This window comes from Streptomyces sp. DSM 15324, from assembly GCF_001514285.1.
In the GTDB taxonomy this organism is placed as follows: domain Bacteria; phylum Actinomycetota; class Actinomycetes; order Streptomycetales; family Streptomycetaceae; genus Streptomyces.
On record NZ_KQ949023.1, the window covers coordinates 1,370,752 to 1,391,896 of the forward strand.

Annotated in this window: 20 protein-coding genes; 12 read left to right on the top strand and 8 right to left on the bottom strand. The window is 71.3% G+C overall.

The genetic code is table 11. The annotated features are described in order from the left end of the window. Nucleotides 1-219: 219 nt before the first annotated feature. The 3 genes from AQJ58_RS06020 to AQJ58_RS06030 all read left to right on the top strand — a co-directional run bounded on the left by AQJ58_RS06020 (nucleotide 220) and on the right by AQJ58_RS06030 (nucleotide 2,262). Complete coding sequence (locus AQJ58_RS06020; protein WP_067245450.1) at nucleotides 220-1,080, top strand: helix-turn-helix domain-containing protein; 861 nt, start codon at nucleotides 220-222, stop codon at nucleotides 1,078-1,080. Next, nucleotides 1,081-1,335, top strand: coding sequence for a DUF397 domain-containing protein (locus AQJ58_RS06025; protein ID WP_055638138.1), 255 nt, complete (start codon nucleotides 1,081-1,083; stop codon nucleotides 1,333-1,335). It abuts the gene before it with no gap. 114 nt (nucleotides 1,336-1,449) lie between these two features. Continuing rightward, nucleotides 1,450-2,262: an SAM-dependent methyltransferase gene (locus AQJ58_RS06030; RefSeq protein WP_067245451.1), complete on the top strand. Its 813-nt coding sequence runs from the start codon at nucleotides 1,450-1,452 to the stop codon at nucleotides 2,260-2,262. A 126-nt stretch (nucleotides 2,263-2,388) separates the two neighbouring features. Here AQJ58_RS06030 and AQJ58_RS06035 read toward each other — a convergent pair whose 3' ends face one another. The 3 genes from AQJ58_RS06035 to AQJ58_RS06045 form a co-directional block, all read right to left on the bottom strand. Continuing rightward, the gene (locus tag AQJ58_RS06035) at nucleotides 2,389-3,876 is read right to left on the bottom strand and encodes a glutamate synthase subunit beta (protein ID WP_067245453.1); all 1,488 of its coding nucleotides are present in this window, start codon (nucleotides 3,874-3,876) and stop codon (nucleotides 2,389-2,391) included. Between the two features lie 239 nt (nucleotides 3,877-4,115). Next, the gene (locus tag AQJ58_RS06040; protein ID WP_067245455.1) at nucleotides 4,116-4,595 is read right to left on the bottom strand and encodes an anthrone oxygenase family protein; all 480 of its coding nucleotides are present in this window, start codon (nucleotides 4,593-4,595) and stop codon (nucleotides 4,116-4,118) included. Between the two features lie 52 nt (nucleotides 4,596-4,647). Continuing rightward, nucleotides 4,648-5,385 carry a DUF2293 domain-containing protein gene (locus AQJ58_RS06045; RefSeq protein WP_079078708.1) on the bottom strand — a complete coding sequence of 246 codons (738 nt, stop codon included), beginning with the start codon at nucleotides 5,383-5,385 and terminating at the stop codon, nucleotides 4,648-4,650. Nucleotides 5,386-5,507: 122 nt separating this feature from the next. Here AQJ58_RS06045 and AQJ58_RS06050 point away from each other — a divergent pair, with 122 nt between their 5' ends. Both AQJ58_RS06050 and AQJ58_RS06055 read left to right on the top strand, forming a co-directional pair. Next, nucleotides 5,508-6,149 (top strand): nucleoside/nucleotide kinase family protein, encoded by a 642-nt coding sequence (locus AQJ58_RS06050; protein ID WP_067245463.1) that lies wholly within the window; start codon nucleotides 5,508-5,510, stop codon nucleotides 6,147-6,149. 123 nt (nucleotides 6,150-6,272) lie between these two features. After that, nucleotides 6,273-6,698 carry a CBS domain-containing protein gene (locus AQJ58_RS06055; RefSeq protein ID WP_067245465.1) on the top strand — a complete coding sequence of 142 codons (426 nt, stop codon included), beginning with the start codon at nucleotides 6,273-6,275 and terminating at the stop codon, nucleotides 6,696-6,698. A gap of 21 nt (nucleotides 6,699-6,719) precedes the next feature. On the opposite strand, the gene AQJ58_RS06060 is transcribed toward AQJ58_RS06055, so the two are convergent. Beyond that, nucleotides 6,720-7,847: a magnesium and cobalt transport protein CorA gene (locus AQJ58_RS06060; protein ID WP_067245468.1), complete on the bottom strand. Its 1,128-nt coding sequence runs from the start codon at nucleotides 7,845-7,847 to the stop codon at nucleotides 6,720-6,722. 211 nt (nucleotides 7,848-8,058) lie between these two features. On the opposite strand from AQJ58_RS06060, the gene AQJ58_RS06065 reads away from it, so the two are divergent. Beyond that, nucleotides 8,059-8,853, top strand: a complete 795-nt coding sequence (locus tag AQJ58_RS06065; protein ID WP_067245857.1) for a methyltransferase — start codon at nucleotides 8,059-8,061, stop codon at nucleotides 8,851-8,853. A gap of 31 nt (nucleotides 8,854-8,884) precedes the next feature. On the opposite strand, the gene AQJ58_RS06070 is transcribed toward AQJ58_RS06065, so the two are convergent. The 4 genes from AQJ58_RS06070 to AQJ58_RS06085 form a co-directional block, all read right to left on the bottom strand. Further along, nucleotides 8,885-9,943 (bottom strand): carbohydrate kinase family protein, encoded by a 1,059-nt coding sequence (locus tag AQJ58_RS06070; protein ID WP_079078709.1) that lies wholly within the window; start codon nucleotides 9,941-9,943, stop codon nucleotides 8,885-8,887. Beyond that, entirely contained in the window at nucleotides 9,940-10,848 is a 909-nt protein-coding gene (locus AQJ58_RS06075) for a pseudouridine-5'-phosphate glycosidase (RefSeq protein ID WP_067245474.1), read from the bottom strand. Before AQJ58_RS06075 ends, AQJ58_RS06070 begins: the two co-directional genes overlap by 4 nt. 163 nt (nucleotides 10,849-11,011) lie before the next feature. Next, on the bottom strand, nucleotides 11,012-11,566 hold the full coding sequence (locus AQJ58_RS06080; RefSeq protein ID WP_067245476.1) for a methylated-DNA--[protein]-cysteine S-methyltransferase: 555 nt from the start codon (nucleotides 11,564-11,566) through the stop codon (nucleotides 11,012-11,014). A gap of 60 nt (nucleotides 11,567-11,626) precedes the next feature. Further along, entirely contained in the window at nucleotides 11,627-12,499 is an 873-nt protein-coding gene (locus AQJ58_RS06085) for a glycerophosphodiester phosphodiesterase (RefSeq protein WP_067245478.1), read from the bottom strand. Between the two features lie 277 nt (nucleotides 12,500-12,776). Between AQJ58_RS06085 and AQJ58_RS06090 the strand changes: the two genes are divergently transcribed. From AQJ58_RS06090 to AQJ58_RS06115, 6 genes are all read left to right on the top strand, one after another. After that, complete coding sequence (locus AQJ58_RS06090) at nucleotides 12,777-13,640, top strand: MHYT domain-containing protein (protein ID WP_067245483.1); 864 nt, start codon at nucleotides 12,777-12,779, stop codon at nucleotides 13,638-13,640. Between the two features lie 80 nt (nucleotides 13,641-13,720). Next, nucleotides 13,721-15,880, top strand: coding sequence for an excinuclease ABC subunit UvrB (uvrB, locus tag AQJ58_RS06095; RefSeq protein ID WP_067245489.1), 2,160 nt, complete (start codon nucleotides 13,721-13,723; stop codon nucleotides 15,878-15,880). A 159-nt stretch (nucleotides 15,881-16,039) separates the two neighbouring features. Further along, nucleotides 16,040-16,618 (top strand): TerD family protein, encoded by a 579-nt coding sequence (locus tag AQJ58_RS06100; RefSeq protein ID WP_067245491.1) that lies wholly within the window; start codon nucleotides 16,040-16,042, stop codon nucleotides 16,616-16,618. A 54-nt stretch (nucleotides 16,619-16,672) separates the two neighbouring features. Continuing rightward, complete coding sequence (locus tag AQJ58_RS06105; RefSeq protein ID WP_067245493.1) at nucleotides 16,673-18,685, top strand: TerD family protein; 2,013 nt, start codon at nucleotides 16,673-16,675, stop codon at nucleotides 18,683-18,685. A gap of 233 nt (nucleotides 18,686-18,918) precedes the next feature. Beyond that, complete coding sequence (locus AQJ58_RS06110) at nucleotides 18,919-19,920, top strand: TerC family protein (protein ID WP_107121965.1); 1,002 nt, start codon at nucleotides 18,919-18,921, stop codon at nucleotides 19,918-19,920. A gap of 120 nt (nucleotides 19,921-20,040) precedes the next feature. Beyond that, nucleotides 20,041-21,141: a calcium:cation antiporter gene (locus AQJ58_RS06115; protein WP_067245496.1), complete on the top strand. Its 1,101-nt coding sequence runs from the start codon at nucleotides 20,041-20,043 to the stop codon at nucleotides 21,139-21,141. The last annotated feature ends 4 nt before the right edge of the window (nucleotides 21,142-21,145 follow it).

Here is a 21,145-nt window from a genome sequence, read left to right on the forward strand (position 1 = left end):
TGTGTGACGCGGTGGAGGGCCGTGGCACACTGCTCGCAACAGCATGTTGAGCGGCGCCAGTTGAGACACCGGAGATCCGTACGGAGTCGTACAGATCCTTCGAACAGTCTTCGAATGGCGCCGTAAGGCTGTCAGGATTCGTTCCGTCAACCGGCCGGTCGGGGCTGCTCAGCGCGACCGAGGCGACCGGGCGGCCGGGGCTCTTCGTGGAGGTGGAGCGTGAGCGAACCGCGGTCCGCGCCGACCGTCGGACAGGTCGTCCTCGGCCGGCGCCTGCTGGACCTGCGGGAACGCGCGGGGCTCAAGCGCGAGGAGGCCGCCCGCATCCTGCGGGTCGCCCCCGCCACCGTCCGCCGGATGGAGATGGCCGAGGTCGGCCTCAAGATCCCTTACCTCCAACTGCTGCTGAAGGCCTACGGCGTCACCGACGCGGAGGCCGAGGGGTTCGTGCAGCTGGCCGAGGAGGCCAACAAGCCGGGCTGGTGGCAGCGCTTCCACGACGTCCTGCCCGGCTGGTTCTCGATGCACGTCAGCCTGGAGGGCGCGGCTTCCCTGATCCGCCAGTACGAACCGCACTTCGTCCCCGGTCTGCTCCAGACCGAGGACTACGCGCGCGGGGTCCTGAAGTCCGGAGCCATCGGCCAGACCCGGCCGGAGGACATCCAGCGTCTCGTCGACCTGCGCATGCAACGCCAGGAACTGCTCACTCGTGACGACGCGCCCCGGTTGTGGGTCGTGATGGACGAGACGGTGCTGCGCCGCCCGGTGGGCGGACCGGAGGTGATGCGCGCGCAGATCGACAAACTGCTCGAGGCGACGAAGCTGCCCCATGTGACGCTGCAGGTGGCCCCGTTCTCCAACGGGCCGCACCCCGGCACCTACGGGCCCTTCGTGCTCTTCCGATTCGCCATGCCGGAGCTTCCGGACATGGTCTACAGCGAGTACTTGACCGGCGCGGTCTACCTCGACGCGCGCACCGAGGTGGCGACCCATCTCGAGGTCATGGACCGCATGGCGGCGCAGGCCGCTACTGCACATCGCACGAAGGAGATCCTCCGGGATTTCCGCAAGGAGCTGTGAATGGATCGCATCAAGCCGCGCAAACGGGTCTACAACGGCATGCCCGCGCGGGACTTGGGCAGCGAAGGCTGGCACAAGCCCTGGAGCGGCGGGAACGGCGGCAACTGCCTGGAGGCGATGAAGCTCGCCGACGGCCGGATAGCTGTCCGTCAGTCGACCGACCCGGACGGTCCGGCGCTGATCTACACCACCGACGAGATGACGGCCTTCATCGAGGGGGCCAAGGCGGGGGATGCCGACTTCCTACTGTCCTGACCTGATCGCCATCGATCGCTTCCTATCACGTTTCGTCACACCGTTGGTTTCTGTCGCTCTACTTCCTTGATTTGGCACTGACTTGATTATTCGTTGCGTCTTATGGAGCGTTTCATGACCGGGCAGGAATCCGCCCCCGCTGTCGAGATCGACACCAGCAAGCCGCATCCCGCACGGATGTACGACTGGTACCTCGGGGGCAAGGACAACTACCCCGTCGACGAGGCCATGGGCCGCCAGATGCTCGCGCTCGACCCGCGCGTGCCGGTCATGGCACGAGTCAACCGCGCCTTCATGCACCGCGCCACGCGCTGGCTGGCCCGCAACGGCATCCGCCAGTTCCTGGACATCGGCACCGGCATTCCCACCGAGCCCAATCTGCACCAGGTCGCCCAGGAGATCGCACCGGACGCCCGCGTGGTCTACTGCGACAACGACCCCATCGTGCTCGCCCACGCGGCGGCACTGCTGCGCAGCACGCCCGGCGGGGCCACCGAGTATCTCCAGGCGGACGTCCGCGACCCGGCCGCCATCATCGAGGGGGCCGGGAAGACCCTCGACCTCACCCGGCCCGTGGCTCTGTCGCTCGTCGCGCTGCTGCACTTCGTCCCCGACGCCGACGGCGCGCACGAACTCGTCGCCCGGCTGCTCGCCGAACTCCCCTCGGGCAGCTACCTGATGATGACCCATGCCACCGCCGACTTCACCCCGGAGGAGTCCGCGGCGGCCACGGAGAAACTCAAGGCCGCGGGCGTCACCCTGGCCCTGCGCTCCCGCGAGGAGTTCGGCCGCTTCTTCGACGGCCTCGACCTCGTCGACCCGGGCCTGGCCGTCGTACCCGACTGGCACCCCGAACTCGGCGAGCCGGTCCCGGGCCAGGAGGACGGCGTCATCCCGGGCTACGGGGCGGTGGCACGCAAGCCCTAACCCGGCCCAAGGACCCCCGGCGCGTCTCACGACGGGGGCCCTGGGCACGTCTCCCGCGGAGTGCGGCGGTGCCGGTCTGTCGCGGAGCGCGGCGGTGCCGGTCTGCTGCGGAGCGCGGGGGTGCCGTCACACGCTCATGGGCCGGTCGTACGGCGATATGGGCGCCGGCAGGCGCGAGCCGCCCGAGAGCCGACGGTCCACCGCCGCCGCCACCGCACGCCCCTCCGCGATCGCCCACACGATCAGCGACTGGCCGCGTGCCGCGTCCCCGGCGGCGAACACGCCGGGGACGTTCGTCGCGAAGTCACCGTCCCGCGCGATGGTGCCGCGCGGCTCCAGCGTCAGCCCCAGCTGGTCCACCAGCCCGTCCGCACGGTCGGGCCCGGAGAACCCCAGCGCCAGCAGTACCAGGTCCACCGGCAGCTCCCGCTCGCTGCCCGCCACCGCTCGGCGCCGCGCGTCCACCTCGACCAGATGCAACGACCGCACCCGCCCGTCCTCGTCCCCGGTGAAGCGGAGCGTGGACGCGGCGAACAGGCGCGCGTCCGCGTCGGCCGCCGGCGCACTGCGCAGATCGCGCGCCTCCTCGTGCGCGGCCGACAGCCGGTAGATCTTCGGGTACGTCGGCCAGGGATCCGTGTCCTCGTCGCGGTCCGCGCCGGGCTGGGCATAGATGTCCAGCTGGGTCACCGAGGCCGCGCCCTCGCGGATCGCCGTCCCCAGGCAGTCCGCGCCGGTGTCCCCGCCACCGACGATCACCACATGACGTCCGGCCGCCGACATCGGCGAGACCTCGAGATCGCCCTCGCACACCCGGTTGGCCAGCGGAAGATACTCCATCGCCTGATGTATCCCAGCCAACCCTCGTCCCGGCACCGGGAGTTCCCGCCAGGCCGTCGCCCCCGTGGCGATCACCACGGCGTCGTAGCGCGCCCGCAACTCCGCCGCGCCCACGTCCCGGCCCACCGCCGTCCCCGTACGGAACCGCGTCCCCTCGGCGATCATCTGCTCGATGCGCCGGTCCAGATGGTGCTTCTCCATCTTGAACGCGGGGATGCCGTACCGCAGGAGACCGCCGATCCGGTCGTCCCTCTCGTACACCGCGACCGTGTGCCCGGCCCGGGTGAGCTGTTGCGCGGCGGCCAGCCCCGTCGGTCCGGAACCGATCACCGCCACCGTCTTCCCCGAGAGCCGGTCCGGCGGGCTCGGCGGCGCGAACCCCTCGGCCCAGGCCCGGTCGGCGATCGCCACCTCGACGTTCTTGATCGTCACGGCGGGCTGGTTGATGGCGAGGACGCACCCCGCCTCGCACGGCGCCGGACACAACCGTCCGGTGAACTCGGGGAAGTTGTTCGTCGCGTGCAGCCGGTCGCTCGCCGCCCGCCAGTCCTCTCGCGACACCAGGTCGTTCCACTCCGGGATCAGGTTGCCGAGCGGACACGCGTCGTGACAGAACGGCACCCCGCAGTCCATACAGCGGTCGGCCTGCTTGCTGACGATGGGCAGGAGCGCGCCGGGGACGTACACCTCGTCCCAGTCCCGGACCCGCTCCTCGACCGGCCGACGGGGCCAGTCCTGGCGGGGGGTGGTCATGAATCCCTTGGGATCGGCCATGGGCGTCTTCCTTGCGTACGCGTGGACAGGCCGAGCGTCAACGGGCGGCACTCTCCGGCCACGATACGTCCGGTCCGTCCGCCCTGCAGAGAGGCGGACGCAGCCCCGTCGGAGAAAGGGCCCCGGTCAGAGAAACTGCCCCCGGTCAGAGAAGCTGTCTCCGGTCAGAGAAGCTGCCCCCGACCGGAGAAAGGGCCCCGACCAGAGATAGGGCCCCGACCAGAGAGGGACGGGACGGTTCAGACCAGGGACATCGCGTACACGATCGCCGCCGCCGCCGAGGTGGCCGCCCGCACATGGTTCCAGCGCGTCCACTGCCGCACATACGTCGGCCAGTACGCCGCCGCTTCCGGCGCTCCCTGCTCCAGCTTCCTCAGCGCCTCGTTGCGCGGCACGTTCGCCATGACGGTCACCCCGAAGGCACCGACCAGATACAGCCCGCTGCCCAGCAGCAACGGCAACGTCCCCTCGTCCGGCCACAGCAGGAACGTCACCATGGCGATCCCCGCACACAGCCCCGCCGCCCCCAGGAACAGCACCAGGAACAGCGGCGTCGTCGCCGAGGAGTTGATCGCGTTCATCGCGGCGACCCCCTGCGCGGCCGGCAGCTTGGCCAGCCCCCGCATCACCAGCACCGAGAACGCGCAGAACACCCCCGCCATCACGCCCGTGGTGACGGCCCCGAGCAGCGCGAGCATCGGATACGGCCCGTCGATCACTGTCACCCTTAACTCCCCCTGTCGATCGAAGATCCTGCCTGCCCCGGCACTGTCACCTCAAGGGAAATCCCGGGGGGGGCTCCCCCCCCGCCCCCTCCCCCTCCCCACCCTCCCCCTCCCGCCATTCCCGCAGCCGAGCCTCCACCCGCGCGCCGATCCGCCGTCTCGCCTCGTTGCGCGGTACGCCGTTCATCAGCAGTTCGTCGTACGGCGTCTCCAGATGCCGTACTGAGGCCGCGACCGCCGAGATCACCGCGCCCTCGGTCAACGCCCGCCCGGCGGCGCTACGGCCCACCCGCCCGCTGCCCCGCACCGAGGCGTGGGCCGCGATCTCCCCGGCCCGCGCCACCGGGCAGCCGGGCAGCAGGCGAAGGATCTCCGCCGTGAACGCCTCCGTGAACCGTGCGTCCGCCGCCGCCCGCCGCCGCGCGTCCCGCAGCCGGCGCCGCCGGCGGGCCTCGGCGTCGGCCAGGCACCGCTGCTCGGCCCGGGCGAGCCCCGCCTCCTCGACCAGGACCCCCTGCCGCTCGTAGCGCCCCTTGCGCCGGTTGAACCGCACGACCACCGCCGACAGCCCGCTCTCCTCCCGCGACCTGCGCGTCAGCGCCGTGTCCCCGCGCGGCAGGAACACCAGATGCCCCAGGTCGGCGCAGTCCAGACAGCGGGACCCGTCCTCCTCCAGCACCAGCATCGGCTGCGGCCCCCGGCGACAGGCCGCGCAGTACTTCCGGCGAAGCGGCTGGACGACGAGAAGGCCGGTGCGGGAGGAAGGAGTTGCCAGTGCTGCCATGCAGGCTTCCTTCCCGCTGGTGGGCGCGGTAGCACCCGGCCGGCGCCCCGGCTCGTGCCCGCCCGCCGTGATCTGCCGCGGCACGGCGACCACGACGCGTCGTGACCGGTGCCTGACGCATCATGGGCCGTGTGCGACTCGAAGCGATCACCTGGGAACGGCTCGGCGACCTCCTCGCCGAGCGGCTGCTCGACCTGAAGCCGGCGGACGGCAGCCCCTGGCCCCGTGTCGCCTTCGACGGCGCCCCGGCGGCCTGCCCCGGAGACCTCGCCGCCCGCGTCGCCGAGGCGCTGCGGATACGCGGTCGCGCCTCCCGTGTCGTGGACGCCCACGGTTTTCTGCGTCCTGCCTCCCTCCGCCTGGAGTACGGCCGGCACGACGTCGAGGCCTACTACGACGGCTGGTTCGACACCGGCACCCTCTGGCGCGAGGTGTTCGGCCCCCTGGAGCCCGGAGGCGACGGACGGATCCTGCCCGACTTCTGGGACCCGGCCACGGACCGCGCCACCCGCAGTTCCTACGTCGACCTCCCGCCCGGCGGTTTTCTCCTGCTGCACGGTCCCCTCCTCCTACGACACTGGTTCCCCTTCGACTTCACCGTCCATGTCCAACTCTCCCCGGCCGCCCTGCGCCGGCGCACCCCGGATGCGGACCGGTGGACACTCCCCGCCTTCGACACCTACGCCACCGAGACCGACCCCACCGCCACGGCCGACGTCCTCGTCCGTGCGGACGATCCGCGCCATCCGGCGTGGGGCGGGTGAGCCGAGGCACAACCGCGCGGCCGGGGGAGATGCGGGCGCCCGCGGGCACGGCGAGAATGGAGGGGCGCCGGGACCAGCGGTGCCCCCCGCGCCGCGCCGGCCGTCCGGTACCGGGAGGTACCCATGACCACAGCCGGAGACATCATGCACCGGGGCGCCCGCTGGATCCCCGCCCATGAAACCCTCGACCGCGCCGCACAGCTGATGCGCGAACTCAATGTCGGAGCCCTGCCCATAGGCGACGACGAGGACCGGCTCTGCGGCATCCTCACCGACCGCGACATCGTCGTCGGTTGCGTGGCCATGGGCCGCGACCCGGCGAAGGTCACCGCCGGAGAGATGGCCCGGGGCACCCCGCGCTGGATCGACGCGAACGCCGACATCGGTGACGTGCTCGGCGAGATGCAGGACCACCAGATCCGCAGGCTCCCCGTCATCGAGAACAAGCGACTGGTCGGCATGATCAGCGAGGCCGACCTCGCCCGTCATCTGAGCGAGGGCCAGATCGCCTCCTGGGTCGGGAGCGTCTACGCCAGGACCGGTCCCTGAACCGCACCGGGGCGGGTGCGCTCAGAGCCAGCCGTTGCGCCGGAAGCCCCGGTACAGCACCAGGCAGGCCACGGATATCACGCCGATGACCAGCGGATAACCGAACCTCCAGTGCAGCTCCGGCATGTGGTCGAAGTTCATGCCGTACACCCCGCAGACCATCGTGGGGACCGCGATCACCGCGGCCCAGGCGGTGATCTTGCGCATGTCCTCGTTCTGCGCGACCGTGACCTGCGCCAGATGTGCCTGGAGGATCGAGTTCAGCAGTTCGTCGAACGAGGCGATCTGCTCCGTGGCCCGCAGCAGATGGTCCGAGACGTCCCGGAAGTACGCCTGTATCTCCGGGTCGATCACTCGCACCGGGCGGTCGGCGAGGTCCAGCAGCGGGCGCTTCAGCGGGACGACCGCCCGCTTCAGCTCCAGGAGTTCCCGCTTGAGCTGGTAGATGCGCCCCGGGTCGGCCCGTGCCCCGTTCTCCGCGAAGACGTCCGCCTCGACCTGGTCGATGTCCGCCTGCACCGCGTCCGTGACGTTCAGATAGTCGTCCACGACATGGTCCGCGATCGCGTGCAGCACCGCCGACGGGCCCTTGGCGAGCTGTCCCGGATCGGACTCCAGCTCCTCGCGCAGCGGACCCAGCGAGCCGTGCCGCCCGTGCCGGACCGTGACGACGAAGTCCTGGCCGACGAACACCATGATCTCGCCGGTGTTCACCACCTCGCTCGTCGCGGTGAGCTCCTCGTGTTCGACGTAGCAGACCGTCTTGAACACCGCGAACAGCGTCTCGCCGTACCGCTCGACCTTGGGGCGCTGATGGGCCTCGACGGCGTCCTCCACGGCCAGCGGATGCAGGTCGAAGAGCTCGGCGATGCCCGCGAACTCGGCGTTCGTCGGTTCGTGCAGCCCCAGCCAGACGAAGCCCTGGCCGCTCTTGCGGACCCGCTCGACCGTTTCGACCAGGTTCTCGCGGACAGGGGCGCGCACACCCTCCTGGTAGGTCACGCAGTTCACCACCGAGGAGCCCAGCGGGGAGCGCGCGTGGTGACTGAGATCGACCCGGGCACGACTCCGGGCCAACCGCGCCACTCCGCGCAGGCCTCCGACCCGGCCGAGGCCGGTGACCTTCCGCAGATTCCCTGCCATGGTCATCTGGATCTCCTTGCGTGGCTCTCCTCGCGCCGCACTCCCGCGCCCTGGTCGGCCAGTCTGCCAGGCTCGCGCAGGCCGTGGGTAAGCCTGTGGAAAGGGCTGGTTCCGGTTTGTTCCCGCCTGTGGACAAGGAGGCTGCGGCCACGACCGATACGGATTCATGGCCGCGTCGACCGCCTCCGCGAAGCGGGAGAACTGGGATGATCGGCGCATGACGCGAACCGACGGGTACCTTCTCGACAACCGGCAGTCCGAGGCGGCGGAGCGCTTCGACGCCTTCGCCACCCTTTTCGACCCCACGACGTTCCGCCACCTCGAAGGGCTGGGCGTCGGCCCCGGCTGGCGCTGCTGGGAGGTCGGGGCCGGCGGGACGTCGGTGGTGGCGTGGCTGGCGAAGAAGGTCGGTCCCACCGGCAAGGTCGTCGCTACCGACATCGACACCTCCCGGCTCGCCGCCGCGGCCCGCCCCCCGGTCGAGGTGCGCGTGCACGACGTCGGTGTCGAGGAACCCCCCGCCGAGGGCTTCGACCTGGTGCACGCCCGGCTCGTCCTGGTCCATGTCCCGGACCGTGAAAGGGCGTTGCGTTCCATGGTGAAGGCCCTGCGCCCCGGCGGACGCCTCCTCGTCGAGGACGGCGACCCCGCCCTCCAGCCCCTGCTCTGCCCCGACGAGCACGGCCCCGAACAGCAGCTCGCCAACCGGCTGCGCCACGGCTTCCGCACCCTGCTCGCCGACCGCGGCGCCGACCTCTCCTACGGCCGTAAGCTCCCGCGTCTGCTGCGCGAGGCCGGGCTTCAGCGCGTCGAGGCCGACGCCTACTTCCCGGTCACCTCACCCGCCTGTGCCGCCCTGGAGTCGGCGACGGTCCGCCAGATCCGCGACAGACTCCTCGGCGCCGGTCTCGCGACCGCGGAGGAGATCGACCGCCACCTGGCCAACGTCGCCTCCGGCACCATGGACCTGGCCACGGCACCGATGATCTCCGCCTGGGGACGCAAGGCGTAGACCCCGACGGGACCGCCCCGCTGCCGCGGCCTCAGCCGGTGACCCGGGTCCCGTTCCTCACCGCCGGTGTCGTCCCGTCGCCGGGTGTGGGCGGCCGGGCGCCCACCCTTTCCACCGCGCGGGCTCCCGCCCGGCACCCCTCGGCCGCCGCGGCCGAAGGCCCTTCGCCCCGCAGGAGGGCGGCGAGGAAGGCGCCCGTGAAGGCATCGCCCGCGCCCGTGGTGTCCCGGGGCGTCGCGGGGACGGCCGGGACGGCGGCGACGACCGCGCCGCCGCGCGCGATGAGCGCTCCGTCGCCCCCCTGCTTGGCCACCACGAGCGGGACCCGGCGGCTCAGCTCGGCCGCCGCCTCCGCCCCGTCCGGCGACCCGGTCAGCAGACACGACTCGTCACGGCTGGGCAGGAGTACGTCGACTCCCTCGACGAGCGCGAGGAATCGCTCGGCGCCCAGCTCCGCGAGGAAGCCCGAGGACGCCGGATCGAGGCTCGTCGGCACCCCGCGCGCCCGCGCCGACGCCAACGCCGTACGCACCAGGGCCCGCCCGGACGCGGAGAACAGCAGATAGCCCGACAGATGAAGGCGGCCCACACCGTCCAGCAGCGCGTCCGACCAGTCGCCGGGCTCCAGCCGCAGCGCGGCCCCGCTGTCGGTGAGGAAGGTTCGCTCGGCCGCGGCCTGCGCGTCCACCAGACAGATCACCGTCCCGGTCGGTGCGTCCGGATCGACCACGAGCCGGGGCCGTACCCCGCACGCGATCAGCTCCCGTTCGTGCCAGACCGCCGACTCCGCGCCCACCCGGCCGAGCAGCCGCACGTCCGCACACCCCAGGTGCGCCGCCCAGCACGCCACATTGGCGCCCGCGCCGCCCGGCAGGGTACGGATCACGGCGGCCGTGTCCGTGCCCGACGCCAGTGGCCCCCGATGCCGTGCGACGACGTCCGTCACCACGTCCCCGACGACCAGCAGCGCCCCGCCCGACGGGTTCCCGCCCCCGGCAGGAACCGGAGCCGGGACCGCCGCCGTGCCCGGCCCGCCGCGCGGGCGCTCCGGTCCGCCCCCGGCGTGGCGGCCTCGCGGGCGTCCGGTCATCCCTCGGCCCAGGCCGCCGCGATCCTGGCCGCCAGACGGACGTTGCCGCGCACCGCCGCCAGGTTGGCGCTCAGCGAGGCCCCGTCCGTGTGCCGGACCAGGTGGTCGAGGAGGAACGGGGTGACGCCCTGGCCGGTGACGCCGGCCTCCTCGCACGCCCGCAGCGCGTCCGCGAGCACGCGTGCGTGCACCTCGGGATCCAGCTGCTCCTCCTCGGGCACCGGGTTGGCGACGATCAGCGCCGACTCCGGCCCGCCGACCGTGTCCTGGGCCCGCATCACCTCGGCCACCTGTGCGGGGGTCTCCAGCGTCCAGTCCACCGGATGCCCCGAGTCGGACAGGTAGAAGCCCGGGAAGCGGTCCGTGCCGTATCCGGCGACGGCCACGCCCAGGGTCTCCAGACGCTGCAAGGTCGCCGGGACGTCCAGGATCGACTTCACACCCGCGCAGACCACCGTGATCCTGGTCCGCGCGAGGAGCCCCAGGTCGGCCGACTCGTCCTGGGTCACCGTCCACTCCCGGTGCACCCCGCCGAGCCCGCCCGTGGCGAACACCCGGACCCCCGCCAGCGCCGCCAGCAGCGCCGTCGCCGAGACCGTGGTCGCCCCGCTCGCCCCCGAGGCCACCGCGAGCGGCAGGTCCCGGTGGCCCAGCTTGCGGATGCCGTCCTCGTTGGCGACCCGTTCCAGCTGCTCCTTGTCGAGACCGACATGGGGCCGCCCGTCCAGCACGGCGATCGTCGCCGGAACGGCGCCCTCCGCGCGGACGACGGCCTCCAGCTCCCGCGCCACCTGCAGGTTGCGCGGGCGCGGCAGCCCATGAGCGATGATCGTGGACTCCAGAGCCACCACGGGTCGACGCGCGTCAACCGCCTCCCGCACCTCTTCCGACACCACCAGCACCATGCGCCTGTCTCCTGTCCTCGGGCCTTGCCTCATCTCTGGCGGGTGGCGCACCCGGCCAAACCCCGGCCGCCTGTGGGGGACGCCACCGGCCCGCGACGCATGGCCGACTGCCACCCGTAGGAGAGAAGCTCGTCGGCGAGGAGCCCGGCGGCCCGGAGGACCCTCAGAACAACGGCTCGGGCAGTACCCCTTCCAGCGCGAGCAGCTTCCGCTTCGTCTCCAGACCACCCCCGAACCCGCCGATGCCGCCGTCGCTCTCGACGACCCGATGACAGGGCACGACGACTGGCAGCGGATTGGCACCCATCGCCGTCCCCACCGCCTGCGCCGCCGCCGGCTGCCCCACTCGCCGTGCCAGATCGCCGTAGCCGACGACAGCGCCGTACGGCACCTCGGAGGCGAGCTCGCGCAGGACCTGGCGGTGGAAGCCCGAGATCAGCGACCAGTCCAGAGGGAGATCGAAGGTGCGCCGCTCCCCTGCGAAGTAGGCGTCGACCTGGCGTATCGCCTCGGCCAGCAGCGGAGAGCCCGGCGCCTCGACGGGCTCCGTGCCCAGCCGGCCCGCGAGCCGGGCGAGTGCCCGGTCCCGGACCGCGTCGGTGGCGTGGAACACGACGTTGACCAGGCCCACGCGGGTCGCCGCCAGCAGCAACGGACCGATGCCGGTGCCGACCACCGCCCAGACGACCTGCTGCCCGTCCCGCCCACGACTGTCCATGCGCCCCACCGTACGGCCTGCCACTGACAACGCCACCGACCACGGTGCTGACGAGCGCGGTCAGTACCGGTACAGGGCCCTGCGCACCACGTCGGGCTTGTTCGTGATCACACCGTCGACCCCGTAGCGGGCGACGGTCCTCGCCCGGGCGGCGTCGTCGACCGTCCAGACGAAGACCTTCATGGGCTTGCCGTGCGGTCCCTTCAGCGCGTGCACGGCGTCGACGTAGCTCCGCGACAGACCGCTGTACGAGGGGTTGATCAGGTCGGCGAAGACCGCGTACCGCGCCAGGTCCGCCTCGGCCGGCTTGCCCAGCAGACCGGTCCGCACCGCCGGCTTCAGGTCGTGCACCGTGCGCAGACTGTCCGCGCTGAAGCTCTGCACGATCAGCCGTCCGCCCACATGCCGCTCGTCGAGCCAGCCCTCGTTGCTCAGCAGCTTCAGCGTCTGCTGCTCGATGCCCGGGTACAGCTCGGGGTTCTTGATCTCCAGGAGCAGCTTCTGGTGGTTGTGCTCCACGCGCTGCATGTACTGCTGCAGTGTGGGCACGCGCGTGCCCGTGTACGTCGCGCCGAACCAGCTCCCCGCGTCCAGCCGGGCGATCTCGGCCGCCGTGAAGTCTTTCACCTTCCAGGGTGCACGGTCGGGAAAGACCTCCTCCACGTCCGTGGTACGGCGCAGGCTGTCGTCGTGGATCACCACGAGCTCGCCGTCCTTGGTGCGCTGGACGTCGTTCTCCACCCAGACGATGCCCAGGGCGGCGGCCTCGTCGACGGCGCCCAGGGTGTTCTCCGGGGCGAGTGCCGACGCGCCCCGGTGGGCGACGACCACGGCGTGGGTGGGAATGCCCGCCCGGGCGTCGTGGACCGGGAGCAGAAGGGCGGTGGTACCCAGGAGCGCGGTGGTCGTGACGGCTACGGTGCGCGCATGCATGCGTACTCCTCGCTTCGATGCTCACGTACAGGTCAACTCTGACAGCACGGAGTCGACGGCGTGGCGGGTGCGGGATGACCGGGGGATGAAAGGAGAGGTGACAAAGGCCGCTCACCGCTGCTGCACAGCTGCGGCAAGGACGTGTTTCTTTGCCGGAAAATCGTTCGACCATTCCGGTGGGGGTCATACTCTCTTCAGCCTTGGCCGCCCGCGCGCGGTCCTGGGAGGGGCGCGTAAAGGAAAAAAGCAAGCAACAGGGCGGAAGGGCAAACCGCGCATGCACGGCACGGTCGACGGATTCAGCTACGGAATCGTCACCCCGCTGGTGGCCTACCTGATGGCCTGCCTCGGCGGTGCGCTCGGCCTGCGCTGCACCACCAGAGCCCTGCTCGTCGCCCATTCGTGGCGCCCCGGATGGCTGGCCCTCGGCTCCGCCGCGATCGGCTCGGGCATCTGGACCATGCACTTCATCGCGATGATGGGTTTCACGATCAGGGGCGCCCCGATCCATTACGACAAGGTGACCACCTACGCCAGTCTCGGCGTCGCCGTCGTCATGGTGGGCGTGGGGGTCTTCATCGTCGGTTACCGGGGCGCGAGCGGAACCGCCCTGTTCACCGGGGGCACCATCACCGGGCTGGGCATCGCGTCGATGCACTACCTGGGCATGGCCGGGATGCGGTTCAACGGCAAGCTGGAGTACAACACGGTCACCGTCGGCTTCTCCGTCGCGATAGCCATGGCCGCGGCCACCGCCGCGCTGTGGTCGGCCGGTCAGGTCAGGGGCTTCCTGTGGAGCGTGGGCGCCAGCCTCGTCATGGGGCTCGCCGTCACCGGCATGCACTACACGGGCATGGCCGCGCTGAGCGTCCACCTGCACGCGACCGGCGGCCCGGCCGACGGCGACTCGCCCGCGACCCTCCTCGCGCCGATGCTGATCGGCCCCCTCGCCTTCCTGGTGCTCGCCGGTGTCGTCGTGATGTTCGACCCGCTGATGGTGGGCAAGCCCCGCTGGACCCCCGTCGAACACAAGCCCGGCGTCCCGGCGCACCCGAGCGTGCAGCACTCCGCCTGCCGCCCGGTGCTGCGGCCCCGCCGCAAGGTCACCCACCGCGAGTCCCGCACGCCGCAGAACCGCTGACCCGCCCCCGGACCGGGGCCCGCCCGCACGAAACCGCTGATCCGGCCCGGTTGTCAGTGGCGGGTCGTACGGTGGATGGCATGCGGCCCGTCTCTCACATCGAACGCACGGTGGCGCCCTTCGAGGTCGTCAGCCCCTACCAGCCCAGCGGCGACCAGCCGACGGCCATCGCCGAGCTCGCCCGGCGCGTCGAAGCCGGCGAGAAAGACGTCGTCCTCCTCGGCGCGACCGGCACCGGCAAGTCCGCCACCACCGCGTGGATGATCGAGAAGCTCCAGCGGCCCACTCTGGTGATGGCGCCCAACAAGACCCTGGCCGCCCAGCTGGCGAACGAATTCCGCGAACTCCTCCCGAACAACGCGGTCGAATACTTCGTCTCGTATTACGACTACTACCAGCCCGAGGCGTATGTACCGCAGTCGGACACCTACATCGAGAAGGACTCCTCGATCAACGAGGAGGTGGAGCGGCTGCGCCACTCCGCGACCAACTCGCTGCTCACCCGGCGGGACGTCGTCGTGGTCGCCTCGGTATCCTGCATCTACGGCCTCGGCACCCCGCAGGAGTACGTGGACCGGATGGTCCCGCTGAAGGTCGGCGAGGAGATCGACCGCGACGAGCTGCTGCGCCGCTTCGTGGACATCCAGTACACGCGCAACGACCTGGCGTTCACCCGCGGCACCTTCCGGGTGCGCGGCGACACCATCGAGATCTTCCCGGTCTACGAGGAGCTCGCCGTCCGCATCGAGATGTTCGGCGACGAGATCGAGGCCCTGTCCACGCTGCACCCCCTCACCGGCGAGATCATCAGCGAGGACGAGCAGCTGTACGTCTTCCCCGCCTCCCACTACGTCGCCGGCCCCGAGCGCATGGAGCGGGCCGTCAACGACATCGAGAAGGAGCTGGGGGAGCGCCTGGCCGAGCTGGAGAAGCAGGGCAAACTCCTGGAGGCCCAGCGGCTGCGGATGCGCACCACCTACGACATCGAGATGCTCCGCCAGATCGGCTCGTGCTCCGGCGTGGAGAACTACTCGATGCACTTCGACGGCCGTGAGCCCGGTTCCCCGCCGAACACCCTGCTCGACTACTTCCCGGACGACTTCCTGCTCGTCATCGACGAGTCGCACGTCACCGTGCCGCAGATCGGCGCGATGTACGAGGGCGACGCCTCCCGCAAGCGCACGCTCGTCGACCACGGCTTCCGGCTGCCCTCCGCCCTCGACAACCGTCCCCTGAAGTGGGAGGAGTTCCAGGGCCGCATCGGGCAGACGGTGTATCTGTCGGCGACGCCCGGCAAGTACGAGCTCTCCCGGGGGGACGGCGTCGTCGAACAGATCATCCGTCCCACCGGCCTCGTCGACCCCGAGGTGGTCGTCAAGCCCACCGAGGGCCAGGTCGACGACCTGGTGCACGAGATCCGGACCCGCGTGGAGAAGGACGAGCGCGTCCTGGTCACCACGCTCACCAAGAAGATGGCCGAGGACCTCACGGAGTACTTCCTGGAACTCGGCATCCACGTGCGCTATCTGCACAGCGACGTCGACACCCTGCGCCGCATCGAGCTGCTGCGCGAGCTGCGCGCCGGCGAGTTCGACGTCCTGGTCGGCATCAACCTCCTGCGGGAGGGGCTCGACCTGCCCGAGGTCTCCCTGGTGGCGATCCTCGACGCCGACAAGGAGGGCTTCCTGCGCTCCGGCACCTCGCTGATCCAGACCATCGGCCGCGCGGCGCGCAATGTCTCCGGCCAGGTGCACATGTACGCCGACAAGATCACGCCCGGCATGGAGCGGGCCATCGACGAGACCAACCGGCGCCGCGAGAAGCAGATCGCCTACAACAAGGCGAACGGCATCGACCCGCAGCCGCTCCGCAAGAAGATCAACGACATCGTCGCGCAGATCGCCCGCGAGGAGGTCGACACCGAGCAGCTGCTCGGCACGGGCTACCGGGCGAAGAAGGACGGACGCGGCACCAAGGCCCCCGTGCCCTCCCTCGGCGACAAGGCGGCCCGGGCGGCCGCGGGAGCCCCGTCCAGGTCCGCCAAGGGCAAGGCCAAGGCCAAGGAGACGGTCCCCACCGACCGTCCGGCAGCCGAACTCGCCGCACAGATCGAGGAGATGACGGAGCGTATGCGGGCCGCCGCCGCGGACCTGCAGTTCGAGGTGGCCGCCCGGATCCGTGACGAGGTGTCCGAGATGAAGAAGGAGCTGCGTCAGATGAGGGAGGCGGGTCTGGCCTGACGGACCCGTGCGGTCGCCGTGGCCGGGCCGCGACGCGCAGTGTTGCAAGACCGACACAAAGTGCGTGCCCGGGTACGGCACTGTCAGTGCCTGTGCGTAGGGTTTTCGCAACCGTGGACTCCGCGGCAACAGGGGACAGTTCGAGAGGGGAATCAGCCCGTGACCGTCAACATGACCAAGGGCCAGGCCATCAGTCTGCAGAAGAACGACGGGGGCAGCCTGACCGCGGTCCGCATGGGTCTCGGTTGGCAGGCGGCCCCGCGGCGTGGCCTGTTCGGCTCCCGCACCCGGGAGATCGACCTGGACGCCTCCGCCGTGCTGTTCGCGGACAAGCAGCCGGTCGACGTCGTGTTCTTCCGTCACCTGGTGAGCGACGACGGCTCCGTCCGGCACACCGGTGACAACCTCGTCGGCGGTGTCGGCCAGGGCGGCGACGACGAGGCGATCCTCGTCGACCTCGCGCGCGTCCCGGTCCACATCGACCAGATCGTCTTCACCGTGAACTCCTTCACCGGCCAGACCTTCCAGGAGGTGCAGAACGCCTTCTGCCGACTGGTCGACGAGACCAACGGCCAGGAGCTGGCGCGCTACACGCTGGCGGGCGGCGGCGCCTACACGGCCCAGATCATGGCCAAGGTGCACCGCTCGGGCGCGGGCTGGACGATGACGGCCCTCGGCACCCCGGCCAACGGCCGCACCTTCCAGGACCTGATGCCCGCCCTCGTGCCGCTCCTGTAACAGGGCCGGGCCGGTCGACACGACAACACCACACGCGACACAGGGGGACAGGCGATGACGGCCGAGCTGGTGCGGGGGCAGAACCACCCGCTCTCCACGGTTCGCCTCGAGATCAGGATCTCGGCCGGCACGCCGGTCGTGGCCGCGGCCACGCTCAGCGACGAGAACGGCAGGGCGCAGGGCGTCGAATGGGTGGCTCACCCGGGCTCCCCCACCCTGCCCGGCCTGGAGGTCCCCCGGCAGGCGGCCGCCGATCACCGCCTCGCCGTGGACCTGGACGCCATGCCGGCGAGCGTGCACCGGGTCAACGTCCTGCTCTCCCTGCCCACGGGCGACGGGTCGGGGCCGGCCAGCTTCGGCGCCGTGCCGCCCCCCGCCGTCCGGGTCACCGGCCTCGACGGCACCGAGGTCGCCGGGTACACCGTCAGCGGTCTGAGCGCCGAGTCGGCGGTCGTCGCCCTGGAGCTCTACCGGCGCCAGGGCGCCTGGAAGGTGCGGGCCGTCGGCCAGGGGTACGCGGGTGGCCTCGCCGAACTCCTCACCGACCAGGGCCTGCCGCAGGCACAGCAGCTCGCGGCCGGTATCAACGAGGCGGTGGCCCAGGGGCTGGCCCGCTCGGTCCCGGCACCGCCCCCGCGCACCCCGGACACCGACCGCTCCCGGCAGGCGGCCGCGTCCGCCCTCGGACCGGACCAGAGCGGCTCCGGGTACGGCACTCAGGGCGCGGCCGGCGCGCCGACGGGTTCCGTGCCGACGGGCGCGCCGTCGGCCCCCGTTGCCACGGGTGCGGCACCGGCGGGCCCCACCCCTGACCAGCCGGTCCCACCGACCCCGCCCGCCTCCGGCGGCCCCGTCGACTACGTCCACCCCGGTCGGCGGAACACCGCCCCGCCGCCGCCCCCGCCCACCGCGCCCCCGGCCGCGCCGGGGCAGCCCGCCCCGCCCGTCGCGGGCGACGCGACCGGCTGGTCGATGGAGGAGCGGCTCTACAACCAGGTCTGGGGCATGTTCGAGGACCTGGCCCGCACCACGTCCGCGTACCGCAGTGCCGTCGACTTCGCCGACACCCGGATGGAGACGGAGCTGGACCGGGTCCTGTCCGACCCGCGAAGCAGGATCGGCGGCCAGGGGGACGCGGCCCGTGAGGCGGCCCAGGCCCGGCACGTCCAGCTCGTCGACCAGGCCCGGCAGGCCCTGGAGCGGGACCTCGTCCAGCTCTGCGCCGAGTCCGACGTCGTCGAACCGGCGCTGCCCCCGGCCTACGCCCGCTGGGACAGCCCGGCCTGGCACGCCTACAGAGTGCCGATGGAGATGCCCATGGCGCTGCGCCTGGGCGACCTCCATCTGCCCGAGAGCGAGCCCCTGCGCATCCCGATGCTGGTGCGCCTCCCGCTGGAGCGCGGGCTGTGGATCGACAGCGGCGGCCCGGGATCGGCCGAGGGGCCGTTCGTCGACTCCCACGAGCTGCGGCATCTCGCCCTGGTGTCGGCCGTGGCGCACATCGCCCGGCTGCTGGCGGTGTATCCGGCAGGCGAGTTCACCGTGCACGTCATCGACCCGGCAGGCTCCGGTGCGCAGGCCCTCGCACCCCTCGTCGGGGCCGGGGTGCTCGCGGCTCCGCCGGCGGCCGGGGCGGCGGGGGTGGCGGATGTCCTGGGCCGGCTGACCCAGCGCGTCGACCTGGTGCAGATGGCGGTGCGCGGCGGTGCCGCCGACTCCCTCCCGCCCGGCTTCGACACCTCCCAGCAGCTCCTCGTCGTCAACGACTTCCCGCACGGCTTCGACGACCGCGCCGTCAACCAGCTCCGCTACCTCGCCGACGAGGGTCCCGCCGTCGGCGTCCATCTGATGCTGGTGGCCGATCGGGAGGACGCCTCCGGTTACGGTCCGTTGCTGGATCCGCTGTGGCGGGGGCTGCTCCGGCTGACCGCGGTGCCCGACGACCACCTCGCGGACCCATGGGTCGGGCACGCCTGGACCTATGAGCCGGCGCTCGTGCCGCCCGGCAGCGCGGTGCTCCAGCAGGTGCTGGCCCAGGTGGCGACCGCGCGCACCAAGTACACGTAAAGCCGCCCTGAGCAGCCAACTTGGTCTTTCTTTTACTAAGTGCTTTACCTTTCCTTGGTGATTGGGGTACTGTCTTCCGTACGGAGGGGAGTACTCCCTTGCTGCGGCGCACCCGTCAATACGGATCGAAGTGGATCCCGGGACGCCGGCCCGTCCCGCCGGGACCGGGTGGAAGAGACCTCCGGCAGCGCGACGACGCTGATTACCTGCCGTTACGTACTGCCGGAGGCGCAGTGGATGTTTCCCTGAACCTGTGGGTTCTCACCATCGTGGGTCTGGCCGCCCTGATCGCGGTCGACTTCTTCATCGGACGTAAACCGCACGACGTGTCGATCAAGGAAGCCGGCATCTGGACCGTCGTCTGGATCGCCCTGGCGGGGCTCTTCGGCCTCGGCCTCCTCGTCTTCGGCGGCGGCCGGCCCGCCGGAGAGTTCTTCGCCGGCTTCATCACCGAGAAGTCGCTCAGCGTCGACAACCTCTTCGTCTTCGTCCTGATCATGGCGAAGTTCGCCGTCCCGTCGCAGTACCAGCAGCGGGTCCTGCTGGTCGGCGTGCTCATAGCCCTGGTGCTGCGGGCCCTCTTCATCGCCGCCGGCGCCGCGATCCTCGCCAGCTTCGCCTGGGTGTTCTACCTCTTCGGCGCCTTCCTCATCTGGACCGCCTGGAAGCTCATCCAGGAGGCCCGGGCCGACGAGGAGGACGAGGAGTTCGAGGAGAACAAGCTGCTCAAGGCGGCCGAGCGCAGGTTCGGCGTCGCCGACCGCTACCACGGCACCAAGCTGTGGATCGAGCAGAACGGCAAGCGGGTCATGACCCCGATGCTCGTCGTGATGCTCGCGATCGGCACCACCGACGTCCTCTTCGCGCTCGACTCGATCCCCGCGATCTTCGGCCTCACGCAGGACCCGTACATCGTCTTCACGGCCAACGCCTTCGCGCTGATGGGCCTGAGGCAGCTGTACTTCCTCATCGGCGGTCTGCTGAAGAAGCTGGTCCACCTCAGCTACGGCCTGTCGGTCATCCTGGGCTTCATCGGCGTCAAGCTGGTGCTCCACGCGCTGCACGAGTCCGGCGTCCACGTCCCCGAGATCAGCATCCCGGTCTCGCTCGGCGTCATCTGCGGCGTCCTGGTCGTCACCACGATCACCAGCCTGCGCGCCTCGAAGAAGCAGGCAGCGGCCGAGGCGGCGCGGCCGGAGAGCGAAGGCGCTCCGAAGGACAGCATCCAGGCCTGACCACCGACGACGTGGGAACAACCAGCCCGGCCGGCGGGGCGCGCGTTCGAGTGACGCGGGGGCCGCGCCGGCCGTACAAGCCGGCATGCGAAGCCCCCACAGGGCTGCGACGATCGCTGCATGATCGCTCGGCTCAGGAAGCCCATCACCCGGTGGACGACCCTCGTGCCGGTGCTGGCCGTCGTGCTCCTGGTCCTGACCTGGGGCCGCGACCTGCCTGTCGCGGTCGTCGTTCTCGTCACCGCCGTCCTCGCCGCATCCGTCCTGGCCGCCGTGCACCATGCCGAGGTCGTCGCCCACCGGGTCGGCGAACCCTTCGGCTCCCTGGTCCTGGCGATCGCCGTGACGGTCATCGAGGTCGCCCTGATCGTGACCCTGATGGTGGACGGCGGGGACAAGTCCGCGACCCTCGCACGGGACACGGTCTTCGCCGCCGTGATGATCACCTGCAACGGCGTGGTCGGCATCTGCCTCCTCGTCGCCTCGCTGCGGCACGGCACAGCCGTGTTCAACCCGGAGGGCACGGGCGCCGCCCTGGCCACCGTGGCGACGCTCGCCACCCTCAGCCTGGTGCTGCCGACCTTCACCACCAGCAAACCGGGACCGGAGTTCTCCTCCGTCCAGCTCACCTTCGCCGCGCTGTCCTCGCTGACCCTCTACGCCCTGTTCGTGGCGACCCAGACCGTCCGGCACCGCGACTACTTCCTGCCGGTCACCCGCCAGGGAGAGGTGATCACCGCCGACGACCACGCCGGCGTCCCGTCCTCACGGGCCGCGCTGAGCAGCCTCGGGCTCCTCGGTCTGGCCCTGGTCGGAGTGGTGGGCCTGGCGAAGGGTGTCTCGCCCACGATCGAGTCCGGGGTGGAGGCGGCCGGACTGCGCCAAGCGGTCGTCGGTGTGGTGATCGCCCTGCTCGTGCTGCTCCCCGAGACCATCGCCGCCCTGCGCTCCGCCAGCCGCGACCGGGTGCAGACCAGCCTCAACCTGGCGCTCGGCTCCGCCATGGCCAGCATCGGCCTGACGATCCCGGCGGTCGCCCTCGCCTCCGTCTGGCTCTCCGGCCCCCTCGTCCTGGGCCTGGGCGCCACCTACATGGTGCTGCTCGCGCTGACCGTCGTCGTCAGCTCCCTGACCGTGGTGCCGGGACGCGCCACCCCGCTCCAGGGCGGTGTCCATCTCGTCCTGTTCCTGGCCTACCTGGAACTGGCGGTCAACCCCTGACGGG